This window comes from Methylobacterium sp. Leaf456 (genome assembly GCF_001425465.1).
In the GTDB taxonomy this organism is placed as follows: domain Bacteria; phylum Pseudomonadota; class Alphaproteobacteria; order Rhizobiales; family Beijerinckiaceae; genus Methylobacterium.
The window spans coordinates 84,246-107,154 of the sequence record NZ_LMQV01000041.1 but is presented as its reverse complement, the minus strand read 5'-3'; the positions used below and the strand labels follow the sequence as shown (position 1 = coordinate 107,154).

Sequence of the window (22,909 nt, the reverse complement as noted above, 5' to 3'; positions counted from 1 at the left end):
CCTCAGGATGAGGGGGATGGGTGGGATGGCCGTCGCAGGAGGGCGCGACCGTCGCACTACCCCTTCACCCTCGCCTGCCCGGTGGGGCACATGTCGAGCAGCACGCAATCGCCGCAGGCCGGGCTGTGGTGAAAGCACACCTTCTGCCCGTGCAGCATCAGCACCTCGTGGTTGTCGTAGAGTGTCTGAGCCGACCAGTCTTCGGGCAACTGCGCCCGCAGGATCGGGTGGCTCGGGCCGACATCCACGCTCTTGCCGATCAGGCCGGTGCGTTGTGCCACCCGGTGGTGATGGCTGTCGACGGGGAGCGCCGGCATCCGGAGCGTGCTGAACGAGAGCACCGCCGCGCTGGTCTTCGGCCCGATGCCGGGGATCGCCTGGAGCCACGCGCGGGCCTCGTCCACGCTGAGGTCGGCCAGGAAATCGAGGTCGAGCGCGCCGTTGCGCTCGCGTACGGCTGAGAGCACCGCCTTGATGCGCGGCGCCTTCAGCTCCGGCCACGTGACGCCGCGGATCGTCGCCTCGATCTCGAGCGTGTCCGCCGTCTCGACCGCGGCCCAATCCGGCCAGCGCGCCCGCAAGGCCTTGAAGGCGCGGCCGGACTCGGCGTTGCGGGTGCGGTGGGACAGGAGCGAGGAGATCAGCTCGGAGAGCGGATCGAGGCTGTGGAAGTACGGGATCGGGCAGCCGTAGACGCCGCAGAGGCGGCGGTGGATGTCGAGCGCCTTCTCCTTCAGGGCCGCGGTCGGCGCGGGCGGCTCCGCGCGGCGGGCGCGGCGCGGGGCGGGGGTGTCGAGTCCGGGCAGCATCGGCATGTGGAGCGAATCCACGACCGGACTCCCCGGTTCCCGCGACCTTATTTCGCCTGATCTTTCGTCGGCTCTTTCGGCAGGGCGTAGATGTTGATGTCGAGCTTCTCCTCGGCGCCGCCCTTGAGGTCGCTGACGTATTCCTCAACGAAGCGATCCTGCACGTCGATCTCCTTCACTTCGAGATAGGCCGTCAGGGTCTCGTAGGTGCCGTCGATCTCCTCGTAGGTGCCGGTGTGCTTGAACCGCAGCGCGCGCCCCGAAGGCGTCGCGCCGAAGCGCACGCCGTCGGTCTCCGCGCCGCCTGCGGGGGCGGCTTCGATCGGGATCATCGCCTCGTAGGAGAAGCCGTCCTCTTCCGTCTTGGTGAAGACCGAGAGCGGGCGCCCGGCGGGCTTGAGACCGGCTTTGGCCAAAGCCGTCTCGATCCGCTTGAACGAATCGGTGAGGCTCGCCACCGCGTCGTCCCACTTGGTCTGGCCCGAGACGATCGCCGCGGGCTTGGCCGGCAGCGTCACCTCATCGACGTCGTTGGCCTCGCCCGGGCTCGGCACCAGGGTCGGCAGCGCCGAGGGGCCGGGCTTCGCGACCGGGGCCGGATCGGACGTGCCGGGATTGCGCACGGGCGCCTGCTCGGGGGCGGGCATCGCCGTGCCGGGGCCGGATTTCGACGGGTCGGGCGCGGTGGTCAGCGGAAGCGGCTGGGTCTCGGCCGGGGAGGGGGCGTTGGTAGGCGGCGGCGCACCCTTCGGGGCCTCGCCCGGCGCCTGCGCGAGGGCGGCAACAGGTCCGAGAATCTGGCCGAGGATCAGGAGGCCGGCGGCAACGAGGGCGGGACGGGTCAAGGCGCAAGGCTCCAATGGCGCCGCTATGCGGGCCGTACCCGGAGTCTAGGGCCGAACGGGCGGTTCCGCGAGGGTGCAGACCGGCCGCGCGTGTCGATCCCGCGACGCGGGCGCCGGTTTGGGCTATGGGGCGGCCCAACTCGTCTCAGTCGCTCAAAGAGGCCGCATGAGCCCTCTCGCAGACCGCCGCTTCCTGAAGATGCACGGCGCGGGCAACGCCATCGTGGTGCTGGACCTGCGCGGCACCGACACCCGCGTCACCGCGCAAGAGGCCCGCGCCATCGGCGCCGACCCGCGCTCGCGCTTCGACCAGCTCATGGTCGTGCACGATCCCGTGACCCCCGGCACGGACGCGTTCATGCGCATCTACAACACCGACGGCTCGGAATCGGGCGCCTGCGGCAACGGCACCCGCTGCGTCGCCTACGCGCTCCACGACGACCCGGCGATGGCGCGCCCGACCGAGGGTGGACGGCTGACGCTGGAGACCAAGGCCGGCCTCGTCGCGGTCGCCCGCGTCGGCGAACTCTCCTTCACCGTCGATATGGGCAAGCCGCGGCTCGCCTGGGACGAAATCCCGCTCGCCGAGCCGTTTCCCGACACCCGGCGCATCGAGCTGCAGGTCGGGCCGATCGACGATCCGGTGCTGCACTCGCCCGCCGCGGTCAGCATGGGCAACCCGCACGCGATCTTCTTCGTCGAGCGCGACCCCGACACGTTCGATCTCGGCCGGATCGGGCCGCTGCTCGAGGCGCATCCGATCTTCCCGGAGCGGGCCAACATCTCCATCGCCCAGGTGACGGGCCGCGACACCATCAAGCTGCGGGTGTGGGAGCGCGGCGCCGGCCTGACGCTCGCCTGCGGCACCGCCGCCTGCGCCACCGTGGTCGCGGCCGCGCGCCTGCGGATGATCGGCCGGGCCGCCCGCGTGGCGCTGCCCGGCGGCGAATTGTCGATCGAGTGGCGGGCCGACGACCACGTGCTGATGACCGGCCCAGTCTTCCTCGAAGGGGAGGGCACCTTCGCCCCCGACATCTTTTCGGGTTCGGCCGGATGAGCGTCGAGACGCTGACCTTCGGCTGCCGGCTCAACACCGTCGAGTCCGAGGTGATGCGCGCCCGCGCTCAAGCCGGGGCGGCGGATCGCGACCTCGTGCTGGTCAACACCTGCGCGGTCACGACGGAGGCCGGGCGGCAGGCCCGCAAGGCGATCCGGCGGCTCGCCCGCACGCGGCCGGGCGCCGAGATCGTGGTCACGGGCTGCGGCGCCGAGGTCGAGCGCGCGGCTTACGCGGCGATGCCGGAGGTGGCGCGCCTCGTCGGCAACGCGGTGAAGCTGACGCCTGAAAGCTGGGGCGAGAGCGCCGACATCATGGCGGCCCGCACCGCCGAATCGACCGACATCGACCGGATGGCCGGGCATACCCGCGCCTTCGTCCCCGTGCAGAACGGCTGCGACCACCGCTGCACCTTCTGCGTCATCCCCTTCGGCCGCGGCAATTCCCGCTCGGTGCCTCTGGCCGACGCCGTGGCGCAGGTGCGCCGCATCGTCGAGCATGGCGGACGCGAAGTCGTGCTGACCGGCGTCGATCTCACGGCCTACGGCCGCGATCTGGACGCCGACCTCACCCTCGGGCGCCTCGTGCGGGCGATCCTGCGAGCGGTGCCCGATCTCGCGCGGCTGCGCCTGTCCTCGATCGATTCGGTCGAGGCCGATCCGGACCTGATCACGGCGTTCGCCGAGGAGCCGCGGCTGATGCCGCATGTCCATCTCTCGCTCCAGGCCGGCGACGACCTGATCCTCAAGCGGATGAAGCGGCGGCACTCCCGCGACGACGCGATCCGCTTCTGCGAGAGGCTTCGGAATCAGCGCCCCGGCCTCGTCTTCGGGGCCGACCTGATCGCGGGGTTTCCGACCGAGACCGAGGCGCAGTTTTCCCGCTCCCTCGACCTCGTAGCGGAATGCGGGCTGACGCACCTCCATGTCTTCCCGTACTCGCCGCGCCCCGGCACGCCGGCCGCCCGGATGCCGCCGGTGGCGTCCGAGGCCATCCGCACCCGCGCCGCTCGTCTGCGCGAGGCCGGGGCGGCGGCCTTGGTGCGCCATCTCGACGGAGCGGTCGGCGCGACCCGGCTCGTGCTGACGGAGCGGGGCGGGATGGGGCGGACGGAGGATTTTTCGGGGGTGCGGTTCGCCGGCGAGGTGACGGCGGGTGAAATTCGCGAGACCAAAATCGCCGGCCACGACGGCCAAGTGCTGATCGCGGCATAGACGCTGCAATTCCTTCTCCCCTCCGCGGGAGAAGGTGGCGCCGAAGGGGGTCGGATGAGGGGAAACCCCGCGTCAGGGTCGGGCAGTGAGCCGGATGGCGGGCGCCACGTTCGGCACCGTCGCTCCCCTCACCAGCCCGCTCCGACGGCACCCTCTCCCGCGGAGGGGAGAGGGTTTTTTTCGGCACCGTCCGGCATCCAACCGCAGACCGTCAGCCCCGCCCGCATATGCACAGGCGCAGGCGCCTCAACCAAAATCGCCTCCCGCTTCGGATACAACGGCAAGCTCAAACCCCGCGCATGGAGCTGCAACACGCCGTCTCGCCCGGCGCTGCCGTAGATCGCATCCCCGACGATCGGCCAGCCCATCGCCGAGCAGTGGACGCGGAGCTGATGCGTGCGCCCCGTCACCGGCCGCAGCTCCATCCAGGCGCGTCCCGCCGCGCGCCCGAGCACGCTAAAATGCGTCAGCGAGGGCAGGCCCGCGGGATCGGCCTTCATCCACCAGCTGCGCGGATCGTCGGAGCGGCGGGCGAGCGGCAGGTCGATGCTCCCCTCGTCGGGCGGTGCCCCCTCCACCAGCGCCCAGTAGGTCTTTTGGACCTTTCCATCCGCAAAAAGCCGGTTCAGCCGGGCCAGCGCCTTGGCGTGGCGGCCGAGCACGAGGCAGCCCGAGGTGTCGCGGTCGAGCCGGTGCGCGGCCTCCGGGCGGCGCGGCAGGCCGAAGCGGAGCGCGTCGAGTTTGTCCGTCAGCGTCGGCCCGCCCTTCGGCCCCGGATGCACCGGCAGGCCCGCCGGCTTGTCGATGACGAGCATCAGGGCATCGCGGTAGAGAAGGGAAAGCCCTATCTGCGGATCGACGCTGCGGTTCGGTGCCTCGGGAATCATGCCCCTGGGCTAGAGTGCCGGACCTTCGTGAGCAAGGTTTTCGAGGATGAGCGACGACGAGAAGCCCGGCTGGTTCGGGCGCCTGTTCGGGCGGAAGGGCCCGGAGCCCAAACCGTCCGACGAGGCGGTGGTGCCGGAGGCGACCTCGCCGGCCTCGGAATCCGAGGGCGTGCCGGACTTCGCCACCGGCGCCGACGACGTCGCCCACGTGCCGCCCCCGGTGAGCGAGCCCGCGCCCGAGGATCCGGACAAGAACCGCATCCCCGACGAGATCGAGGGCGCCGACCTCCAACCCGAGCCGCAGCCGCCGGTGGAGGACGTGGCGTTCGAGGAGCCACAGGACGAGATTCAGGAACTCGCGCCTACGCCCGAGCCCGAGCCCGCCGCCGCGGAAAAACGCGGCTGGTGGTCCCGCGTCACCGGCGGCGAGGCTCAACCCGCGGAGCCGACGGCCCCGGCGGAAGCCGACATCCAGCCCGTCGATGCGGCCGCCGCGCTCGCGAGCGACGCGGTCCAGGGCGCCGTCGAGGGCACGGAGAAGCGGGGCTGGTGGTCGCGCCTCACCGGCGGCCTCATGCGCACCTCGTCGGCCCTGTCCGACCGGGTGACCGGCCTCTTCACCAAGCGCAAGCTCGACGCCACCACCCTCGAAGACCTCGAAGACGCACTGATCCAGGCCGATTTCGGCGTCGAGACCGCGACCCGGATGGCCGAGGCGGTCGGCAAGGGCCGCTACGAGAAGGGCATCTCCCCCGACGAGGTGCGGGCGATCCTGGCGACCGAGATCGAGCGGGCGCTGGACCCGGTGGCGGTGCCGATCACGCTGGACACGGCCAAGAAACCCTACGTGATCCTCACCGTAGGCGTGAACGGCGCCGGCAAAACGACGACGATCGGCAAGCTCGCCCTCAAGTTCAAGGCGGAAGGCCGCAGCGTCATGCTGGCGGCGGGCGACACCTTCCGCGCTGCCGCGATCGAGCAGCTTCGGGTCTGGGGGGATCGCACAGGCGTGCCGGTGATCAGCCGCGCGCAGGGCTCGGACGCCGCGGGCCTCGCTTTTGATGCCTTCAAGGAAGCCCGCGAGGCCGGGACCGACGTGCTGCTGATCGACACCGCGGGCCGGCTCCAGAACAAGGCCGGGCTGATGGCGGAACTGGAAAAGATCGTGCGGGTGATCCGCAAGCTCGATGGGGAAGCGCCGCACGCCACCCTTCTGGTGCTCGACGCCACGGTGGGGCAGAACGCGCTGAGCCAGGTCGAGCTGTTCTCGCAAGCCGCGCCGGTGTCGGGCCTCGTGATGACCAAGCTCGACGGAACCGCGCGCGGCGGCATCCTCGTGGCGCTCGCGGCCAAGTTCGGCCTGCCGGTGCACTTCATCGGCGTCGGCGAGGGCGTCGAGGATCTGGAGCCGTTCGCGGCCCGGGACTTCGCCCGCGCCATCACCGGCCTGCCCAGGGAGGAGCGCGCATGATCACCGACCGGACCGGCGCGACCGTGGAGAGCGTGCCGCCGCGCCGCCACCTGCCGCCGCTGCTCAAGCTCGCCCTGGAGATGGGCCCGCTCGTCGTGTTCTTCCTCGGCAACGCCTATGCCGAGCGCATCGGCGTGCACCCCGAGAGCAAGCTGTTTGTAGCGACCGGCGTGTTCATCGCCGCCACGACCCTCTCGCTCGGGATCCACTTCGCCCTGCTGCGGCGGCTGCCGATCATGCCGCTGGTCTCCGGCGCCGTCGTGCTGGTGTTCGGCGGCCTGACGCTGGCGCTGCAGGACAAGACCTTCATCATGATGAAGCCGACCATCGTGAACACGCTGTTCGGCCTCGTGCTGCTCGGCGGCCTCGCCTTCGGCAAGCCGCTGCTCTCGGTCGTGCTTGACAGCATGTTCGCGCTGTCCGACGAGGGCTGGCGCAAGCTGACCTTCCGCTGGGGCCTGTTCTTCCTGGCGCTGGCGGTGCTCAACGAAGTGGTCTGGCGCACCCAAACGGAAGATTTCTGGGTGAACTTCAAGGTGTTCGGCATCATGCCGCTCACCGTCGCCTTCGCCCTGGCGCAGACGCCACTGCTGCTGCGGCACGAGCAGAAGGACGGGACGGAGGCGCCGTAAATCGGTCGCCTCAGCCCGCCGCCCGCATCTCCGGCGCGCCGATCCGGGCCGCCAGCGCCACCAGCGTCTCGGCGAGCAGCGCCGGCAGCATCGTGGCGTCGCCCATCGCCGCGCCGGCCCGGGCCGAGGCCTCGATGGCGCCGGCCGTGTCCTTCATCCGCGCGGCGCCGATATTGGCGCTCATCGACTTGAGGCTGTGGGCGGCGCGCGCTGCGGCCGGGGCGTCGCCGTGGCCGAGCGCGGTTTCCAGGTCGGCCAGGGCGCCGGGCGCCTGTCGGGCGTAGAGGCGCAGGACGTGGGCGACGAAATCGCGATCGCCGAGTTCGTCGAGGTTGGCCAGCGTCTGCTCGTCGAGCAGCGCGCCGACGGGGGCGGCCGGCGCCGGTGCGGTCTCGGGCAGCGGGGGCTGCTCCGTCGCTTCCTGCTCGGCCACATGACGAGCCAGCACGGCGGCGAGCTGGGCGAGCGTGAACGGCTTGGCGAGCATCCCGTCCATGCCGGCGGCCTGCCACGCGACCGCGCCCTCGCCGACGACGTGGGCGGTGAGCGCGACGATCGGCACGCGGGCTGTGCCGGTCTCCGCCTCGCGGGTGCGGATCGCGAGCGAGGCGGCGAAGCCGTCGAGGACCGGCATGCTGCCGTCCATCAGGATCAGGTCGAAGGGTCGCGACGCGCTCAGGCTCACCGCCGCCGCGCCGTCTTCCACGCAGGTCACGTCGTTGACGCCGAGCCGCGACAGCGCCTCGGTGGCGACCTCGCGGTTGACCGCGCTGTCGTCGGCCACGAGCACCCGCGCGCCGGCGAAGGAGGGGAGGGCGGCGGGCCGCGCCTCCGCCTCGCGGGCGGGCGCGATGGCGGTGAAGGGCGTGCCGGTGGCAAGCGCCGTGAGAACCGGGCGCCACTCGGATTGAACCAGCGGCCATCGCATCAGTTCGTCGGCGAGTCCGCGTTCCAGCAGGTCGGGTCCTGCCGGATCGCCGATCGGCACCAGGGCGACGATGCGGGCGGCCGGGTCCCGGCGGCGGCCGAGGTCCGCGAGTTCGGAGGCGAACGCGATGCGGTAGGCGCCCGATTCCGCGCCGAGCCGGAAGCCCGCGGCAGTGAGGTCGGCTTCCAGCACCGCGCGGGTCGCGCTGCCGATGACGCCGAGGGCGATCATATCGGGCAGGCCCGCGGCGAGGCGCGTCGTCGGTTCGGCGGGCACGGCCCCTTCCACCGGGATGCGCGCCCAGAAGGTCGAACCCTCGCCGACCCGGCTCTCGACGCCGACATGGCCGCCCATCGCCGCGATCAGCCGCTCGGCGATCGACAGGCCGAGCCCGGTGCCGCCGAAGCGGCGGGTGGTCGATTGGTCGGCCTGGGAGAAGGCGGTGAAGATCTGCCCGAGCTTGTCGTCCGGGATGCCGATCCCGGTGTCGGTGACGGCGATGCGGAGCCACGCACCTTCCATCTCCATCCGCACCAGCACGTGGCCGGCGCTGGTGAACTTCAGGGCGTTCGAGACGAAGTTGCCGAGCACTTGGCCCAGACGCACGGGGTCGCCGAGGAGGTGGGCCGGAACGTCGGGCGCCACCTGCGCGGCGAGGTCGAGGCCGGCCGAGCGGGCGCGCTCGCCGAACAGGGTCACGACGGTGTCGGCCACGTCGCGCGGGCTGACCGGGATGCGCTCCACCTCCAGCTTGCCCGCCTCGACCTTGGCGAAGTCGAGGATGTCGTTGATGATCGCCAGCAGCGACTGGCCCGAGCGGGCGATGACCTTGGCGTAGCGCTGCTGGCGCGGCGGCAGCTCGGCATTCGCCAGCAGTTCGGCCATCACCAGCATGCCGTTCATCGGTGTGCGGATCTCGTGGCTCATGGTGGCCAGGAAGGTGGATTTGGCGGTGTTGGCCGCGTCCGCACTCTGCTTCGCCTCGAACAGGTCGGCGGTGCGGAGCGCCACCTCGCGCTCCAGGCCGGCGCCGTGCTCGGCAATCGCCCGGTCGCGCTCGTTGACCGCGCCGAGCAGCGCGTTGAAGGTCTTGGCCAGCCCCTCGACCTCGTCGCCGCCCTGGATCGCGGCGCGCTGGGTATAGTCGTGGTGCCGGCGTACGCCGTCCATGGTGGTGGCAAGCGCCGCGAGCGGCCGCGTCACCGAGCGCTGCAACCGGAGCGACACGGCGAGCCCGAGGACGAGCGCCAGGAGGCCGGCCAGCAGCGCCGTGCCGGCGACTTCGCCGATGCGGGCGGCGAGATCGCGCGAATCCGAGACGATGACGACGCGCCCGACCTCGCGGGCGGTCTCGATCACCGGCACCGTCACGCGAAGCGTCCGCGTCGTCATCAGATCCACGGGCGAGACGGCGCCCCGGTCGAGATCGATGTCCTCCGACAGGCGCAGGCCGATGCCCTGCTCGGCCAGAATCCCGTTGCCGTCCTCGATCGCGGCGTAGATCACCGCGCCATCGCCCGCGACCGCGCGCAGCGTGGCGAGCGCGCCTGCCTCGTCGCCCCGCGCGGTGGCGCCCGCTGCGGCGGCGGCGATGACCTGAGCGGTCATGCGCAGGGCCTCGCGCTTGTCCGCGGCGTAGCGATCGACCTCGCGCCAGGCCGACAGGCCGGTGGCGAGCAGCAGCGCCCCGGTCACGGCGCCCGCGACGATCAGGGCGAGCCGGCCCGCCAGCGAGCGCAGCGGGTTGAGGGAGGCGACGCGCATCGGTCGGGGGTTCCGTTCAGGCCGCGAAGGCGCGGCACTGGGTCTGCACGTCGTCCCAGCCGGCCAGGAAGGCGGCGACGCAGTCCGGATCGAAATGGCTGCCGGCGTTCTCCTGCAGGAAGTTCGCTGCGGCTTCCGGCGTCCACGGCTTCTTGTAGGGCCGCTCCGAGACCAGCGCGTCGAACACGTCGGCCACGGCGACGATGCGCCCGCCGATGGGGATCGCCTCGCCCTTCAGGCCGGCGGGATAGCCGGTGCCGTCCCAGCGCTCGTGATGGCTCGCGGCGATCTCGGCGGCGAGTTGAACCACTTCCGACGAGCTGCCTTGCAGGATGCGCCGGCCGCGCTCGGCGTGCTTCTGCATCTCGTGGCGCTCTTCCGCCGAGAGCGGGCCGTTCTTGAGAAGGATCGAATCCGAAAGGCCGATCTTGCCGACATCGTGCATGGTCGAGGCGAGCCCGATCCGGGCGACCTCGGCCGAGGGCAGGCCGAGATTGCGCGCGATCACGGTGGCGTAGGCGGCCACGCGCGCGATATGGTCGCCGGTATCGGTGTCGCGGTGCTCGGCGGCGCGCATCAGCAGCGCGATGATCTCGCGCTCGCGCGCCTCGCACACTGCGACCGCGGCGGCGACCTCGCGGGCGAGGATCGCCGAGCGCTCCTGCTCGCGGCGATGCGCGCGCGCGAGCCGCAGCAGGTTCGTCACCCGCGCGCGGATCTCGACCGGATCGGTTGGCTTGCCGAGGAAGTCGGTGGCGCCGCGCTGGAGCGCCTCGCGGCGCAGGCTCTGCTGGTCGAGGCTCGTCACCATCACCACCGGCACGTGGGCGAACCCCGGAAGGTCGCGGGCGGCGGCGATGAATTCGAGGCCGGTCATACCCGGCATGTCGTAATCGGTGATGACGATGCCGATGCGGGCCACGTTGCCCCGCAGGTAGGCCAGCGCCAGCGCCGGCTCGGTGAAGTCGACCGCACGGCAGCCCGGCACCGGGGCGAGCGCGCGGGCGAGCAGCAGGTTGTTCATCTCCGAATCGTCGAGGATGAGCGCGATCAGCGGCTCGCCGTCGTCGAGACCGGTACCGTCCTCGGGTTGGGCCGGGGGTTGGGAAACGTGGCTGTCCATGGTCGTCTCCGGTCGATCCCCGTTGTCCGTCACTGGCTCAGCAGGAGCCGCCCGGAGACCGGGCCGACGCCCTTGGGCACCGGCACGCTGGTGCCGGAGTAGTTCGCGTTGAGATACAGGTTCGGCCCTTCGTAAAGGTTGATCTGGCGCGCCACGACGACGGTATAGGCCGACATGTCGGCGACCGGCTTCGAGGAATCGATCACGAGGCGCCCGTGCGGCAGGTGGATCGTGCCGAGGATGGTGCGGGCGTTGTCGCTGATGATGCGGTAGATCCGCATCGGCTGAGTTGGCGTCACCAGCGGCGGCGGCGTCGGCGCGATGCTGTCGCCCAGCAACGTATCGACCAGGGCGACCGGATCGACCGGCGCATAGACGGTCGCATCCTCGGACATCAGCAGCCCGGCCATCGGGCCCGTGGTCGGGGCGGTGAGGTTGATGGTGGTCTTCTTGTCGAACAGCAGGCCGGAATTGTTGCCGGTGAAGAACAGGCCGACATCCTTGCCGATCAGCGTGGCCTCCTTGTCGACGATCAGCGGGCCGTCCTTGAACACGTAGATGCCGGGGTTCAACGTCACCACAGCCTTCTTGGTGATCTTGAGCCCGCCGCAATAGGTGCCGGGGTTGAGCGTCACGTTGGTCGGGATGACGTTGGAGCCCTTGCTCGGGCCGGTGACGTTGTCGATGATCTTGAGGATCGCCGCGAGCAGCGTGCATTGGCCGATCTGCGGGATCGGGCGGTCGCGCAGCGGGTCGGGGATCGCCGGGCAGCCGGTCTGCGGGTTGGGCGTGAAGTTGGCGCTCTGGTTCTCGAAGCCGCCCACCGAGCAGATCGTCTGGGCTCGCGCCATCGAGGCGTTGCGGCCGACCATGCCGGATTTGTCCGAGGAGTTGGAATAGAGCGCGCAATCGTAGGCCGTGACCTGCGCCTTCTGCTGCACGGCGAAGGCGCCGGCGGCGATCGGATCGAGGGCGAGCATGCAGAGGCGCATTTTGCCGACCACGCTGGCCTTGGCCTGCGCCGAGATCGCCATCGTGCCCAACCCCACGAAAGGGCCGAACATCAGCTTGACGGTCTGCTCCGCCCGCGCCGTGACGCTGGTCTTGTCGCTGCCAACGCTCACCTGGATCGCGACCGGCGAGGCCGGGCTCGCCTTGGCCTCGGTCTGGATCGTCTGCGTCGTCAGGCCGACGATGGAATCGGTGTTCGAGACCACGAGCTTGAGGGCGTTGCCGCCGGCCAGCACGCCGGCATCCACGGCGGCCTGGAGATTGCTGCGGGACGAGACGAGGCGGGCGTAATCGACCGCCCCGCCGACCATGCCGACGAGGGCGGTGGCCGACAGGCCGAAGATCACCGCGACCGAGCCCCGCTCCGCCCGGCGCAGGCGGCCGACGGTCCCCCACCAGCCCGGCGGTTTTCTCCCGAATAGACCCGTCCGAGCCGCCATGGCGACCGTCAACTCCGCTCAAGCCCCGATGTCCGAGGTCTAGACCGGAGGGCCTAACGGAAGAACGTCGATTCCGGGCCGAATCCCCGACCGACGGGGCCGACCTCGAACCGTGATGAAGATTTGGTGAAGCTCGACAAGGCCACGGCACGCCCGTCGCGACGCCGGAGCCGCGATGGCTTCATGGAATCAAATCGAGGACATCAGCGCGGGCAGGGCTTTCCGCCGGGCAGCACGATCTCGGGCTGGCCGTTATAGGCGATGCCGTCGCGCACCGGCCAGGACGTCTTGCCGGTGAAGACCATCCCGTTGAGGACGGGGAAGAACGAGAACAGCGGCCGGTAGGCCAGTTGCGTCTCCACGAGGACGAAGCGGTCGCCCTTCTGGGCGGTGCCCGCGGGCGGCGGTCCGAGGACCGCGCCGACATCGCGGGCGGTGTCGCCCTGTTGCAGGCTGGAGCACACCTTGGCGATGAAGAGCTGGCCGTCCTGATAGACCCCGCCCGCGGTCAGCCGGATGCCGAGCCCGGCCACGCTGTAGGGGGCGGCCACGAGGTGGGCGGCGGCGTAGACGTCCTCGATCTTGGTCTGGTCCTGGCGGGAGATCAGGTCGGCCATGGCGGTGGTCGCCTGTGACAGACGGTTCTGCGTCGCCACCGCCCGCGGCATCTCGATCGCGCCCATGAACAGAAGCATCAGCAGCGGCGTCACGAAGGCGAACTCGACCGCCGTCGCCCCGCCCTCGGCGGGGGCGAAGCGCCCGAGCAGCGATCGCAGCCTCACGCTCAGCACGCTCTTCCCTCGAACCCTTCGGTGCGGAAGACCATGGTGGCGGTCAGGAGCTGGCGCCGGCCCGGCATCGACTGGCCGGTGAAGTCGAGGAAGCGGAACGGGCGCAGCACCGCGACCGCGACCCGAAGGCTGACGACGCTGCTGCCGGTCGGGCAATCGAACCGGCTGCCGAAGCCGGAGGCCCAGTTGCCGGTCTTGGCGTCGTAGGGGGCGGCGACCTGGGTCGGGCTGAAGCTCTCGGTCCGCACGAGATCGATCCGCAGATCCTCGCAGCGGAACATGTTGAAGCCGCCGCCGCACATGGCCGCGCGCAGCCGCACGGCGGGGTCGTCGTCCATGGAGCCGCCCTGGATCGAGCCGATGCGCAGGAAGCGCGCCCCGCGCTCCACCGCCACGTCCAGGCGATGCTGGGCGTAGACGAGGAGCGACGCCTCCAGGATGACGGCGATCAGGGCGAAGAGCGGCAGGGCGACGAGGGAGAACTCGACCACGGCGACGCCGCGCTGGTCGCGGCGCAGGCCCGACAGCCTCGCGCCGATCCCGGCCTTCGCGCCTGCGCCGATCGCGCTGATGCGGTGCTCTCCCACGCTGTCCGGTCTTCGTCGTGCTTCTCGGCCGCCCGCCGGAGGGGAGTTGGGGTGATCGGCCGGGCTCTCGGCGCCCCGCGACCGTCGAGCCAGTCTAGGCGTGGGCCTCTTTACGCTCCGTGAAGTCGTTGCCGAAGATTCCGGGGCGATAGGCAGAGGAATCGGAAACGACGATCACGGATCGGCGACGGCGCCGCCGCGGCGCTCGCTTCGACGTTGCGCCGGAAGAGCGGATCGGCTAACGCTGCCCCCGATTTCCCTATCGGTAACCGTGAAGGATCGTCGGTGCCCTGCGCACCCCCGGTCCCGCTTCCGTTCCCGGCAGGGTCGTCGGCCCTCGGCCATCGCTTGTTTCAGCATGCGTCGGCCCTCCGCGAGGAGGTTGGCTCGACCGGATCGTTCCATCCGGCGGCCGGCGATGACGGGGGTCCATGCCACACTTGCCGTCGGCGCGGCCTCCCGAGGGAGGCCATCTAGGAGAGAGAATGTCCGCTGGTCTGAACGTTTCCCAGCCGAGCCGCGAGGATTTCGCGAGCCTGCTCGAGGAGAGCTTCCTCAATCACGAGATCACCGAGGGTTCGGTCGTCAAGGGTCGCGTCGTCGCGATCGAGAAGGACGTCGCCGTCATCGACATCGGCGCCAAGACCGAAGGTCGCGTCGCCCTCAAGGAATTCAACGGCCCCGGCCGCGACACCGACCTCGCCGTCGGCGATGAGGTCGAGGTCTACGTCGACCGCATCGAGAACGCGCTCGGCGAGGCCGTCATCTCGCGCGACAAGGCGCGCCGCGAGGAGAGCTGGGTCAAGCTCGAGAAGTCGTTCGAGAACAACGACCGCGTCACCGGCACGATCTTCAACCAGGTCAAGGGCGGCTACACCGTCGATCTCGACGGCGCCGTGGCCTTCCTGCCGCGCTCGCAGGTCGACATCCGCCCGGTCCGCGACGTGACCCCGCTGCTCGGCACGCCCCAGCCGTTCCAGATCCTCAAGATGGATCGCCGCCGCGGCAACATCGTCGTGTCGCGCCGCACCGTGCTCGAAGAGAGCCGCGCCGAGCAGCGCTCGGAGCTGGTGGCCAACCTCGAAGAGGGGCAGGTCATCGACGGCGTCGTCAAGAACATCACCGAGTACGGCGCCTTCGTCGATCTCGGCGGCATCGACGGCCTGCTGCACGTCACCGACATGGCGTGGCGCCGCGTGAACCACCCGTCCGAGGTCGTGACCATCGGCCAGACGGTCAAGGTCAAGATCATCAAGATCAACCACGAGACGCACCGCATCTCGCTCGGCATCAAGCAGCTGCTGGCCGATCCGTGGGAGGGCATCGCCGCCCGCTACCCGGAGGGCGCCAAGCTCAAGGGCCGCGTCACCAACATCACCGATTACGGCGCCTTCGTGGAGCTGGAGCCGGGCATCGAGGGCCTGATCCACGTCTCCGAGATGAGCTGGACCAAGAAGAACGTCCATCCGGGCAAGATCGTCTCCACCTCCCAGGAGGTCGAGGTGCAGATCCTGGAAGTCGATTCGGTCAAGCGCCGCATCTCGCTCGGCCTCAAGCAGACCCTGCAGAACCCCTGGGACGGCTTCGCCGAGAAGCATCCGGTCGGCTCCGAGGTCGAGGGCGAGGTCAAGAACAAGACCGAGTTCGGCCTGTTCATCGGCCTTGAGGGCGATGTCGACGGCATGGTCCACCTGTCGGATCTAGACTGGAACCGTCCCGGCGAGCAGGTGATTGAGGAGTACAAGAAGGGCGACATCGTGCGCGCCCAGGTTCTCGACGTCGATGTCGAGAAGGAGCGCATCTCGCTCGGCGTGAAGCAGCTCGGCGGCGATCCCTTCGCGGAAGCCGGCGAGATTAAGAAGGGCCAGATCGTCACCTGCGAGATCGTCGAGGTGAAGGATTCGGGCTTGGAGGTGAAGCTCGTCGACACCGACATGCAGACCTTCATCCGCCGCGCCGAACTCGCCCGCGACCGTGCCGACCAGCGCCCCGAGCGTTGGGCCGCCGGTGAGAAGGTCGATGCCCGCGTGGTGCAGTTCGACCGCAAGGCCCGCCGCGTGCAGGTCTCGATCAAGGCCCTCGAAGTGGCCGAGGAAAAGGAGGCGATGGCCCAGTTCGGCTCCGCCGATTCCGGCGCCTCGCTCGGCGACATCCTGGGCGCCGCCTTCAACAAGAAGAAGGGTGGCGACGAGGAGTAAGACGAAGCGCCCCGGAGTTTTCTTCGGGGCCTTCTCCCTCGCGTGACCGAAGGCCCGAGGAGCGGAGACCCCGCTTCTCGGGCCCTTTTTTGTTTGCGAGGCGAGCAGAACAGGGCCTTCTCCTTGCCCCTCGTGGGGAGGGGCCGGCCGCTCGGCCGGGCATCCGCGGATCCACTGAGCCGAGATGAGGACGGAGCGAACGCCTCGCTTCGTAACACCGCACCCCGGTCCTTCCGCGATCCCCCGGCCTCCCGCCGCCTGCCCCTTGCCGCCCCGCGCCTGCCGGGTCTAAACACGGCCGCAGGTTGGTGAACCCGCCCGAATCCAGACGCGACAAGGACTTGGCCGATCCACGGCCGGGGCCGGCGCCTCGAAAATGGATGCGGATCACCCGAAGGACGAAGTGCGGTTTGTGGCCCTCCGGCGTAGGCTCGTGGGCGGCGAATCGCGAACAAGCGGCCCGTCGAGGCCGAGCGCCAGGGAGTGGACCGTCGGATGGCCGCAGACGCCGAGTTCCTGATCGACCGCCGTCGTCTGCGCCGGAAGCTCACCCTGTGGCGGGTGGTCGGCGTCGGCGCCCTCATCCTCGCGGTCGGCGCGGTCGGCTACCGCGCCCGGATCGGCGAGGGCCGCTTCTTCGCCGCCAACCAGGACCAGATCGCCCGCATCTCCATCGGCGGCTTCATCGCCGGCAGCGAATCGACCCGCAAGCTGATGGAGCGTGTCGGCAAGGCCGAGTCGGTCCGGGGCGTCGTGCTGTCGATCTCCTCGCCCGGCGGCACCACCACGGGCTCGGAGGAGCTGTATCGCAACGTCCGCGCGCTCGCTGCCAAGAAGCCCGTCGTGGCCTTCGTCGACGGCACGGCGGCGTCCGGTGCCTACATCACGGCGATCGCCGCCGACCACATCGTCGCCCGCGAGACCGCGCTCGTCGGCTCCATCGGCGTGCTGTTCCAGTACCCCGAGGTGTCCGGCCTGCTCGACCGGGTCGGCGTGAAGGTCGAGACCGTCAAGTCCTCGCCGCTCAAGGCCGAGCCCTCGGGCTTCGCTCCGACCTCGCCGGAGGCCCGTGCCGCGCTCTCGGCGATCGTGATGGACACCTACGGCTGGTTCCGCGGCCTCGTGGCCGAGCGCCGCGGCATGGACGAGGCACAGCTCAACGCGGTGGCCGACGGGCGCGTGTTCAGCGGGCGCCAGAGCGTGCCGCTCAAGCTCGTGGACGAACTCGGCGACGAGCGGCAGGCGGTGGCGTGGCTAGAGAAGGAGCGCAACGTCCCGGCCAAGCTCCCGGTGAAGGACTGGAAGCCGAAGGCCGAGGGCGGGCTGACCCTGTGGTCGTCGCTCGGCAGTGCCGCGGACCTCGCCGGCTTCGATGGCCTCGCCGCGCGCCTGCGCGCGGTCGGCGACGAGACCACGGCGCTCGGGCAGGGCGGCCTGCTCGCCCTCTGGCGCCCGGCGCCCTGAGCCCTCTCGCGCCCGCCTCGCACCCGGAAGGTTGCCGCATGATCAAGTCCGAACTCGTGCTCAAGATCGCCGAGCAGAACCCGCACCTCTACCAGCGGGACGTCGAGACCCTCGTCAACGCGATCCTCGACACCATCGCCGATGCGCTCGCTCAGGGCGACCGGGTGGAGTTGCGCGGCTTCGGCGCCTTCTCGGTGAAGCGGCGCGAGGCCCGGCGCGGGCGCAACCCCCGCACCGGCGAGTCGGTGGCGGTGTCCGAGAAGGCGATTCCAGTCTTCAAGACCGGCAAGGAGATGCGGCTGCGCCTCAACCGCGCCGGCATCGGCGAGGAGCGGGCGGAGGCGTAAAAACCTTCCGCGCGCCTCGCCCCGTGACGGCCGCGGTGTGCCGCCCTACCTCTGTCGCTGAACGCGTCCACCGCCACCGGTCGGACGCGTCAACAGAATCCTTGTCGCGCCGTCCGAGCCGTCCCGGCTCCCGCGGCGGTCCGCTCCGGCACTGGGCCGGGATGGGCCGGCCGGGGCGGCGGGACCGATCCGTCGGAGACCCGTTGGAATGATCCGTTTCCTCAAAGCCCTGGTGCTGGTGCCGATCGCGGTCGTGGTGGTGCTGCTCGCCGTCGCCAACCGCCAGGAGGTCACCCTGTCGTTCGATCCGTTCTCGCCCGAGCCGCTGTTCAGCGTCGTGCTGCCGCTCTACGCGGTGCTGTTCGGCGCGGTGGCGCTCGGCGTCGTGGTCGGCGGCATCGGCAGTTGGTTGAGCCAGAGCGGTACCCGTGAGCGTGCCCGCTACCACCGCCGCGAGGCCGACCGCCTCGCCAAGGAGGCCGCGACCCTCAAGACCTTCGGCACTCCCGCCGCCGAGCACGGCTACGGCGTGGCCGGCACCCACGCCGCCCTGCCGGCCCCCGCCGGCCGCTGAGGCGCCCAACGGTCCCACCATGTCGCGCGTGAGCGTCAAGATCTGCGGCCTCGGCACCGAGGCGACGCTCGACGCCGCCCTCGACGCGGGGGCCGATCTCGTCGGCTTCGTGCATTTCCCCAAAAGCCCGCGCCACCTCGCCCTCGACGCAGCCGGGCGCCTCGCCCGGCGTGCCAGGGGTCGGGCCGAGCGGGTGCTGCTTTTGGTCGATCCCGACGATGCCCTGCTCGCCGCCGCGGTTGAGACGGTCGATCCCGATCTGATCCAGTTGCACGGCCGCGAGAGCCCCACGCGCGTTGCCGACATCCGCCGCACCACCGGACGCCCGGTGATGAAGGCGCTCGGCATCGCCACCGCCGACGATCTTTTCGCAGTTCCCGCCTACGCCGAAGTGGCGGACCGCCTGCTCCTCGACGCCAAGCCCCCGCCCGGCGCGGCGCTGCCCGGCGGCAACGGCGTGTCGTTCGACTGGGACCTGCTGGCGCGGGTGAGCCTGCCCGAGGGCACGATGCTGTCCGGCGGGCTGGATGCCGCCAACGTCGCCGAGGCGCTGGCCCGCACCGGGCTCACCGCGGTCGACGTCTCCTCCGGCGTCGAGGTGCGCCCGGGCGAAAAGGATCCGGCCCGCATCGCCGCCTTCATCGCCGCCGCCCGCGGCCGATACTGAAACTAGTCTCCGGGTGTAAAGCGTTGCCGCAATAGGCGCCGGACGCCGCATTGCGGCTGGCGTCCCATGGGTCTAGCACGCGGGTTGAGAATTCGACGCCCGCCAAGGACCGCTCGCCGTGACCCTGAACCCCGCACCCAACTCCTTCCGCACCGGGCCGGACGAGCGCGGCCGCTTCGGCATCTTCGGCGGCCGCTTCGTGGCCGAGACCCTGATGCCGCTGATCCTCGACCTCGAAAAGGCCTACGAGGACGCCAAGGCCGACCCGTCCTTCAAGGCCGACATGGAGAGCTACGGCACCCACTATATCGGTCGCCCGAGCCCGCTCTACTACGCCGAGCGCCTGACCGAGCATTTTCGCGCCCAGGCCCCGACGGGCAATGGCGCCAAGATCTATTTCAAGCGCGAGGAGCTGAACCACACCGGCTCGCACAAGGTGAACAACGTGCTCGGCCAAATCCTGCTCGCCCGCCGCATGGGCAAGCCGCGGATCATCGCCGAGACCGGCGCCGGCCAGCACGGCGTGGCCACCGCCACCCTCTGCGCCCGCTTCGGCCTGAAATGCGTGGTCTACATGGGCGCCGTCGATGTCGAGCGGCAGGCCCCGAACGTCTTTCGCATGAAGATGCTCGGCGCCGAGGTGGTGCCGGTGCAGTCGGGCACCAAGACCCTCAAGGACGCGATGAACGAGGCCCTGCGCGACTGGGTCACCAACGTCGCCGACACCTTCTACTGTATCGGCACGGTGGCGGGCCCGCATCCGTACCCGGCGATGGTGCGCGACTTCCAGTCCGTGATCGGTCACGAGACCAAGCAGCAGATGCTGGCGATGGAAGGCCGCCTGCCGGATTCGCTGATCGCCTGCATCGGCGGCGGCTCGAACGCCATGGGCCTGTTCCACCCCTTCCTCGACGACCGCGAGGTCGAGATTTTCGGCGTTGAGGCCGCAGGGCATGGTGTCTCCAGCGGCTTGCACGCGGCCTCGCTCACCGGCGGCAAGCCCGGCGTGCTGCACGGCAACCGCACCTATCTGCTGATGGACGGCGACGGCCAGATCGCCGACGCACACTCGATCTCGGCGGGCCTCGATTATCCGGGCATCGGGCCGGAGCACGCATGGCTGCACGAGGCCGGCCGCGTCACCTACCTTTCGGCGACCGATTCCGAGACCCTGGAGGCGTTCAAGCTGTGCTCGGCGTTGGAGGGCATCATTCCGGCCCTGGAGCCGGCCCACGCCCTCTCCAAGGTCGCGGAACTGGCCCCCACCAAGCCCGCCGACCACCTGATGGTGCTCAACCTCTCGGGCCGCGGCGACAAGGACATCCCCCAGGTCGCCAAGATCTTCGGCCACACGCTCTGAGCCCTGGGGACGAGCCGGCAAAGAACCTGGGATCTCGGCGCGCAGGCCGTTGACACCCCCGGCCCCTTCTCCCTATATCGCCGCCCACCGGGGGACGCCGCAGGCGCCCTCCGCGACGGTGGCGGGGTAGCTCAGCTGGTTAGAGCAGAGGAATCATAATCCTCGTGTCGGGGGTTCGAGTCCCTCTCCCGCTACCAAAGAATTCAACGACTTAGACGCGAAGCCCTGGCCTGGACGCCGGGGCTTTTTCGTTCCGGGGCGGATTTGGGGCGGGACCTCGCGATCCGCCCCCGTTCCGTCCCGCCCCCGTCCGCCCCCGTCGCGACGCCTGTGGATGATCCCACCCGGTATCACCGGCAGCCGGTGATCCCACCCGGGATCAGGATGCCAGCCGCACGGGACGCGCCCGCCGCCGGTCCCGCCCCAGCGCCCTCGCTAGGTCCGCCGGCCGCTCGGCCTTCACCAGCCCGGGCCGCCGCGTCGACCTCACCTCCAGCATGTCCTCCGCCAGGGCCCGCAGGATCGCGTCGCGTTCCTCGCCGGCCACTGCATCCAGGATGTCCGCGTAATCAGGCATTGCCAACCCTCCGTCGCAGGAACAGATAGAGAACAAACGCGGCGGAGCAAGGACTGGGGCGGTGATCCTTCGGCTGGGCGACTTCCCCTACCGGCGGGTCCGGGTGGCCTGCCTGTGGTGCCCGCGCCGGCGGGGGGACTACTGCACCGAGAGGATGATCGCGCGCCTCGGGCCGAACGCCTCGCTCGACGCGGTGCTGCTGGCCGTGACGGTCACGTGCCGGTGGCCGAAGGCGTGGGGGAAGCGCGGCCCGAACCAGTACGTGCCCTGGTGCCGGGCCTACCTCGTGGACCTCGGCACGGACCGGCCGCCCGACCGACAAAGCTAACGGCGGACCGACGGATCTAAAGCTGCGGGGGGCTCCAACGACAAATCTAACGCTCGGGCAACATGGCCGACGTTGATGGTCTAACCCGCTTCCGAAGCTGTCGAATCATCCTGTTGGGGACAGTTTCGTTGATGCCCCCAGGCCAGGCCCCGTTAACCCGGCCCGTGCTACGACACCGATTCCACCGCCAACCCTTTCCGTTTTGGAAACGGTTCGCCGCTCCGGAGAGACCCGTGAAACCGATACGCCGCCGTCCCCTCGCCGAGATCCCTAATCCCGGGGCGTGACCGCGTGCGCGGCAGCCCCCTTTGAGGCTGCCAAAATGACGACCTTTTTCACCGCCGACACCCATTTTTTCCACGCCGGCGTCCTGCGTATGAGCGACAGGCCGTTCGTCGATATCGCCGAGCACAACGAGCTCCTCGTGCAATCGTGGAACGCGGTCGTCGGCCCACGCGACGAGGTCTGGCACCTCGGCGACTTCGGCATGGGTGGCACGCCGGAGCAGTACGCGGCGCTCTTCAAGCGCCTCCGGGGCCGCAAGTACCTCGTTCGCGGGAATCACGACCGCACGAAGACGACCAGCCTCGGATGGCACGAGCAGCACGAGCTCGTCTCGCGCCGGATCGAGGGCCAGCGCGTCATCCTCTGCCACTACCCGATGAGGGCCTGGGTCGGCGCGTGGAGGGGGAGCATCCAGCTTTTCGGGCATACCCATGGCCTGCTCCCGGACACCTCGCAGTCCTGCGACGTCGGGGTCGACCGGTGGAGCTATAGGCCGGTCACCCTCGGGGAGATCCGGGAGCGCCTGGCGGCGACCACGGACCAGCCCGAGGAGAAGGTCCGTGGCGCCGCGCTGGAGGCCGAGGACGACGGCGAGGGCTAGAAGTTCACCTCGACTGTACGGTCGCAGACCTCGACATCCGAATGCTCCATGAAGATGTCGTGGTAGTGCTGAACGGCGGCGAGTTCCGGATGCTCGGAGTAGTCGCCGTTCAAGCTGATGCGCTGGGCCATGCCGGCCGGAGTGAGCCACTGCGTCAGGCGGTCGAAGGCGGCCTTGTCCTTGTCGACAAGGCACTTGCGGACGAACACGTCGTCCTCACTGTCTCCGTACGCCAGGCGCCACGCCGTATGCGTCCACTCGTCCGCGATGTAGGCCATGAACCAATCCTGAGGGATCGAGTCCGACCGTCCCTGGCCCTTCACGTAGAACATGCGCAGGTCGTCCCGGCCTTCCTCCTTCACGAGGTTCACGAGGACGTAGGCCCGGTACAGCGTCAGCAGCATGTAGTCGGCCTGCTTGACGCGGTCGCCGGGCCACTTGGCGTGCATGATCCTGGCGGCGTCGCACGCCCGATCCAGGATGACGCTCTTGGCTTCGTCTTCGGTCGTCGGCTCGTCGAATCCACAGATGATTGTCATGGGATGTGCTCCTCCCGCAGAGGCCGGCGGCCTCGATGCGCGAAGGAATCCCCAAGTCCCGGGCGGAGTCTATCGACACCTGGGAGCTTGGTTAAGACGGTTTGGGTAGGTTAACCCGATGCCAGACCTTCGCAGGGTCGCGGATCGCCTGCAACCCCTGGGGCGAATAGTGGTTAACAGGTGGTTACCAAGCGCAGATCCGGTGATTCCCGTTTTGGGAATGGGGCGCTCAGTCCGGCCCGTGCGCGGCGTGCCAGGACAGCAGCAGCAGGGCGCGCTCCCACACCCGGCGGTGGGCGCCGTCGTCGTCGGGGATGGCGCCCACCGCCTCGGCCTGGGCCCGCCCGTCGCGGGCGAGGAGCCCGTCCACGAGCCTGTCGACCGCGTCCGTCTCGGCTCTCCACGTCAAC

23 protein-coding genes and 1 tRNA gene are annotated in these 22,909 nt (G+C 70.1%); 13 read left to right on the top strand and 11 right to left on the bottom strand.

The window, feature by feature from the left end; all coding sequences use genetic code 11:
- Positions 1-56: 56 nt before the first annotated feature.
- Together ASG52_RS19135 and ASG52_RS19130 are read right to left on the bottom strand one after the other, a co-directional pair.
- Complete coding sequence (locus ASG52_RS19135; RefSeq protein ID WP_056247072.1) at positions 57-815, bottom strand: endonuclease III domain-containing protein; 759 nt, start codon at positions 813-815, stop codon at positions 57-59.
- A gap of 41 nt (positions 816-856) precedes the next feature.
- Entirely contained in the window at positions 857-1,654 is a 798-nt protein-coding gene (locus ASG52_RS19130; protein ID WP_056246730.1) for a GyrI-like domain-containing protein, read from the bottom strand.
- A gap of 166 nt (positions 1,655-1,820) precedes the next feature.
- Here ASG52_RS19130 and dapF point away from each other — a divergent pair, with 166 nt between their 5' ends.
- Positions 1,821-2,711, top strand: coding sequence for a diaminopimelate epimerase (gene dapF, locus ASG52_RS19125; protein WP_056246727.1), 891 nt, complete (start codon positions 1,821-1,823; stop codon positions 2,709-2,711).
- On the top strand, positions 2,708-3,925 hold the full coding sequence (mtaB, locus tag ASG52_RS19120) for a tRNA (N(6)-L-threonylcarbamoyladenosine(37)-C(2))-methylthiotransferase MtaB (protein WP_056246724.1): 1,218 nt from the start codon (positions 2,708-2,710) through the stop codon (positions 3,923-3,925). Before dapF ends, mtaB begins: the two co-directional genes overlap by 4 nt.
- 128 nt (positions 3,926-4,053) lie before the next feature.
- Here the strand turns inward: mtaB and ASG52_RS19115 are convergent, their stop codons facing one another.
- Positions 4,054-4,740, bottom strand: a complete 687-nt coding sequence (locus ASG52_RS19115; protein ID WP_286159105.1) for an RluA family pseudouridine synthase — start codon at positions 4,738-4,740, stop codon at positions 4,054-4,056.
- Positions 4,741-4,858: 118 nt separating this feature from the next.
- Here ASG52_RS19115 and ftsY point away from each other — a divergent pair, with 118 nt between their 5' ends.
- Both ftsY and ASG52_RS19105 read left to right on the top strand, forming a co-directional pair.
- On the top strand, positions 4,859-6,283 hold the full coding sequence (gene ftsY, locus ASG52_RS19110) for a signal recognition particle-docking protein FtsY (protein ID WP_056246719.1): 1,425 nt from the start codon (positions 4,859-4,861) through the stop codon (positions 6,281-6,283).
- A complete protein-coding gene (locus ASG52_RS19105) occupies positions 6,280-6,915 on the top strand; it encodes a septation protein A (RefSeq protein WP_056246716.1) in 636 nt (211 codons plus the stop codon). The genes ftsY and ASG52_RS19105 overlap by 4 nt, the downstream gene beginning before the upstream one ends.
- A 10-nt stretch (positions 6,916-6,925) precedes the next feature.
- Here ASG52_RS19105 and ASG52_RS19100 read toward each other — a convergent pair whose 3' ends face one another.
- The 5 genes from ASG52_RS19100 to ASG52_RS19080 form a co-directional block, all read right to left on the bottom strand.
- Positions 6,926-9,607 (bottom strand): hybrid sensor histidine kinase/response regulator, encoded by a 2,682-nt coding sequence (locus tag ASG52_RS19100; protein WP_056246714.1) that lies wholly within the window; start codon positions 9,605-9,607, stop codon positions 6,926-6,928.
- 16 nt (positions 9,608-9,623) lie between these two features.
- A complete protein-coding gene (locus tag ASG52_RS19095) occupies positions 9,624-10,661 on the bottom strand; it encodes an HD-GYP domain-containing protein (protein WP_056247070.1) in 1,038 nt (345 codons plus the stop codon).
- A 98-nt stretch (positions 10,662-10,759) separates the two neighbouring features.
- Entirely contained in the window at positions 10,760-12,181 is a 1,422-nt protein-coding gene (locus tag ASG52_RS19090) for a TadE/TadG family type IV pilus assembly protein (protein WP_082552647.1), read from the bottom strand.
- Positions 12,182-12,384: 203 nt separating this feature from the next.
- Positions 12,385-12,963, bottom strand: a complete 579-nt coding sequence (locus tag ASG52_RS19085; protein ID WP_286159104.1) for a TadE/TadG family type IV pilus assembly protein — start codon at positions 12,961-12,963, stop codon at positions 12,385-12,387.
- Between the two features lie 2 nt (positions 12,964-12,965).
- The gene (locus ASG52_RS19080) at positions 12,966-13,559 is read right to left on the bottom strand and encodes a TadE/TadG family type IV pilus assembly protein (RefSeq protein ID WP_286159103.1); all 594 of its coding nucleotides are present in this window, start codon (positions 13,557-13,559) and stop codon (positions 12,966-12,968) included.
- Positions 13,560-14,044: 485 nt separating this feature from the next.
- Between ASG52_RS19080 and rpsA the strand changes: the two genes are divergently transcribed.
- The 7 genes from rpsA to ASG52_RS19045 all read left to right on the top strand — a co-directional run bounded on the left by rpsA (position 14,045) and on the right by ASG52_RS19045 (position 20,366).
- Positions 14,045-15,757 (top strand): 30S ribosomal protein S1, encoded by a 1,713-nt coding sequence (gene rpsA / locus ASG52_RS19075; protein ID WP_056246705.1) that lies wholly within the window; start codon positions 14,045-14,047, stop codon positions 15,755-15,757.
- A 495-nt stretch (positions 15,758-16,252) separates the two neighbouring features.
- Positions 16,253-17,221 carry a signal peptide peptidase SppA gene (sppA, locus tag ASG52_RS19070; RefSeq protein ID WP_056246702.1) on the top strand — a complete coding sequence of 323 codons (969 nt, stop codon included), beginning with the start codon at positions 16,253-16,255 and terminating at the stop codon, positions 17,219-17,221.
- Between the two features lie 38 nt (positions 17,222-17,259).
- Positions 17,260-17,568 carry an integration host factor subunit beta gene (gene ihfB, locus ASG52_RS19065; protein WP_056246699.1) on the top strand — a complete coding sequence of 103 codons (309 nt, stop codon included), beginning with the start codon at positions 17,260-17,262 and terminating at the stop codon, positions 17,566-17,568.
- 208 nt (positions 17,569-17,776) lie between these two features.
- Positions 17,777-18,142: a LapA family protein gene (locus ASG52_RS19060; protein WP_056246696.1), complete on the top strand. Its 366-nt coding sequence runs from the start codon at positions 17,777-17,779 to the stop codon at positions 18,140-18,142.
- A gap of 19 nt (positions 18,143-18,161) precedes the next feature.
- Entirely contained in the window at positions 18,162-18,809 is a 648-nt protein-coding gene (locus ASG52_RS19055; protein WP_056246694.1) for a phosphoribosylanthranilate isomerase, read from the top strand.
- A gap of 118 nt (positions 18,810-18,927) precedes the next feature.
- Positions 18,928-20,169: a tryptophan synthase subunit beta gene (gene trpB / locus ASG52_RS19050; RefSeq protein WP_056246690.1), complete on the top strand. Its 1,242-nt coding sequence runs from the start codon at positions 18,928-18,930 to the stop codon at positions 20,167-20,169.
- A 120-nt stretch (positions 20,170-20,289) separates the two neighbouring features.
- A tRNA-Met gene (locus tag ASG52_RS19045) sits at positions 20,290-20,366 on the top strand.
- A gap of 182 nt (positions 20,367-20,548) precedes the next feature.
- Here ASG52_RS19045 and ASG52_RS19040 read toward each other — a convergent pair.
- Positions 20,549-20,746 (bottom strand): hypothetical protein, encoded by a 198-nt coding sequence (locus ASG52_RS19040; protein ID WP_056097086.1) that lies wholly within the window; start codon positions 20,744-20,746, stop codon positions 20,549-20,551.
- Positions 20,747-20,807: 61 nt separating this feature from the next.
- On the opposite strand from ASG52_RS19040, the gene ASG52_RS27430 reads away from it, so the two are divergent.
- Together ASG52_RS27430 and ASG52_RS19035 are read left to right on the top strand one after the other, a co-directional pair.
- Entirely contained in the window at positions 20,808-21,074 is a 267-nt protein-coding gene (locus tag ASG52_RS27430) for a hypothetical protein (RefSeq protein ID WP_056097081.1), read from the top strand.
- 322 nt (positions 21,075-21,396) lie between these two features.
- The gene (locus ASG52_RS19035; RefSeq protein WP_056097078.1) at positions 21,397-21,960 is read left to right on the top strand and encodes a metallophosphoesterase family protein; all 564 of its coding nucleotides are present in this window, start codon (positions 21,397-21,399) and stop codon (positions 21,958-21,960) included.
- Here the strand turns inward: ASG52_RS19035 and ASG52_RS19030 are convergent.
- Together ASG52_RS19030 and ASG52_RS19025 are read right to left on the bottom strand one after the other, a co-directional pair.
- Positions 21,957-22,499 carry a hypothetical protein gene (locus ASG52_RS19030; protein ID WP_056097074.1) on the bottom strand — a complete coding sequence of 181 codons (543 nt, stop codon included), beginning with the start codon at positions 22,497-22,499 and terminating at the stop codon, positions 21,957-21,959. The genes ASG52_RS19035 and ASG52_RS19030 overlap by 4 nt on opposite strands.
- Before the next feature lie 229 nt (positions 22,500-22,728).
- On the bottom strand, positions 22,729-22,908 hold the full coding sequence (locus tag ASG52_RS19025) for a hypothetical protein (protein ID WP_156384043.1): 180 nt from the start codon (positions 22,906-22,908) through the stop codon (positions 22,729-22,731).
- Position 22,909: the final 1 nt, after the last annotated feature.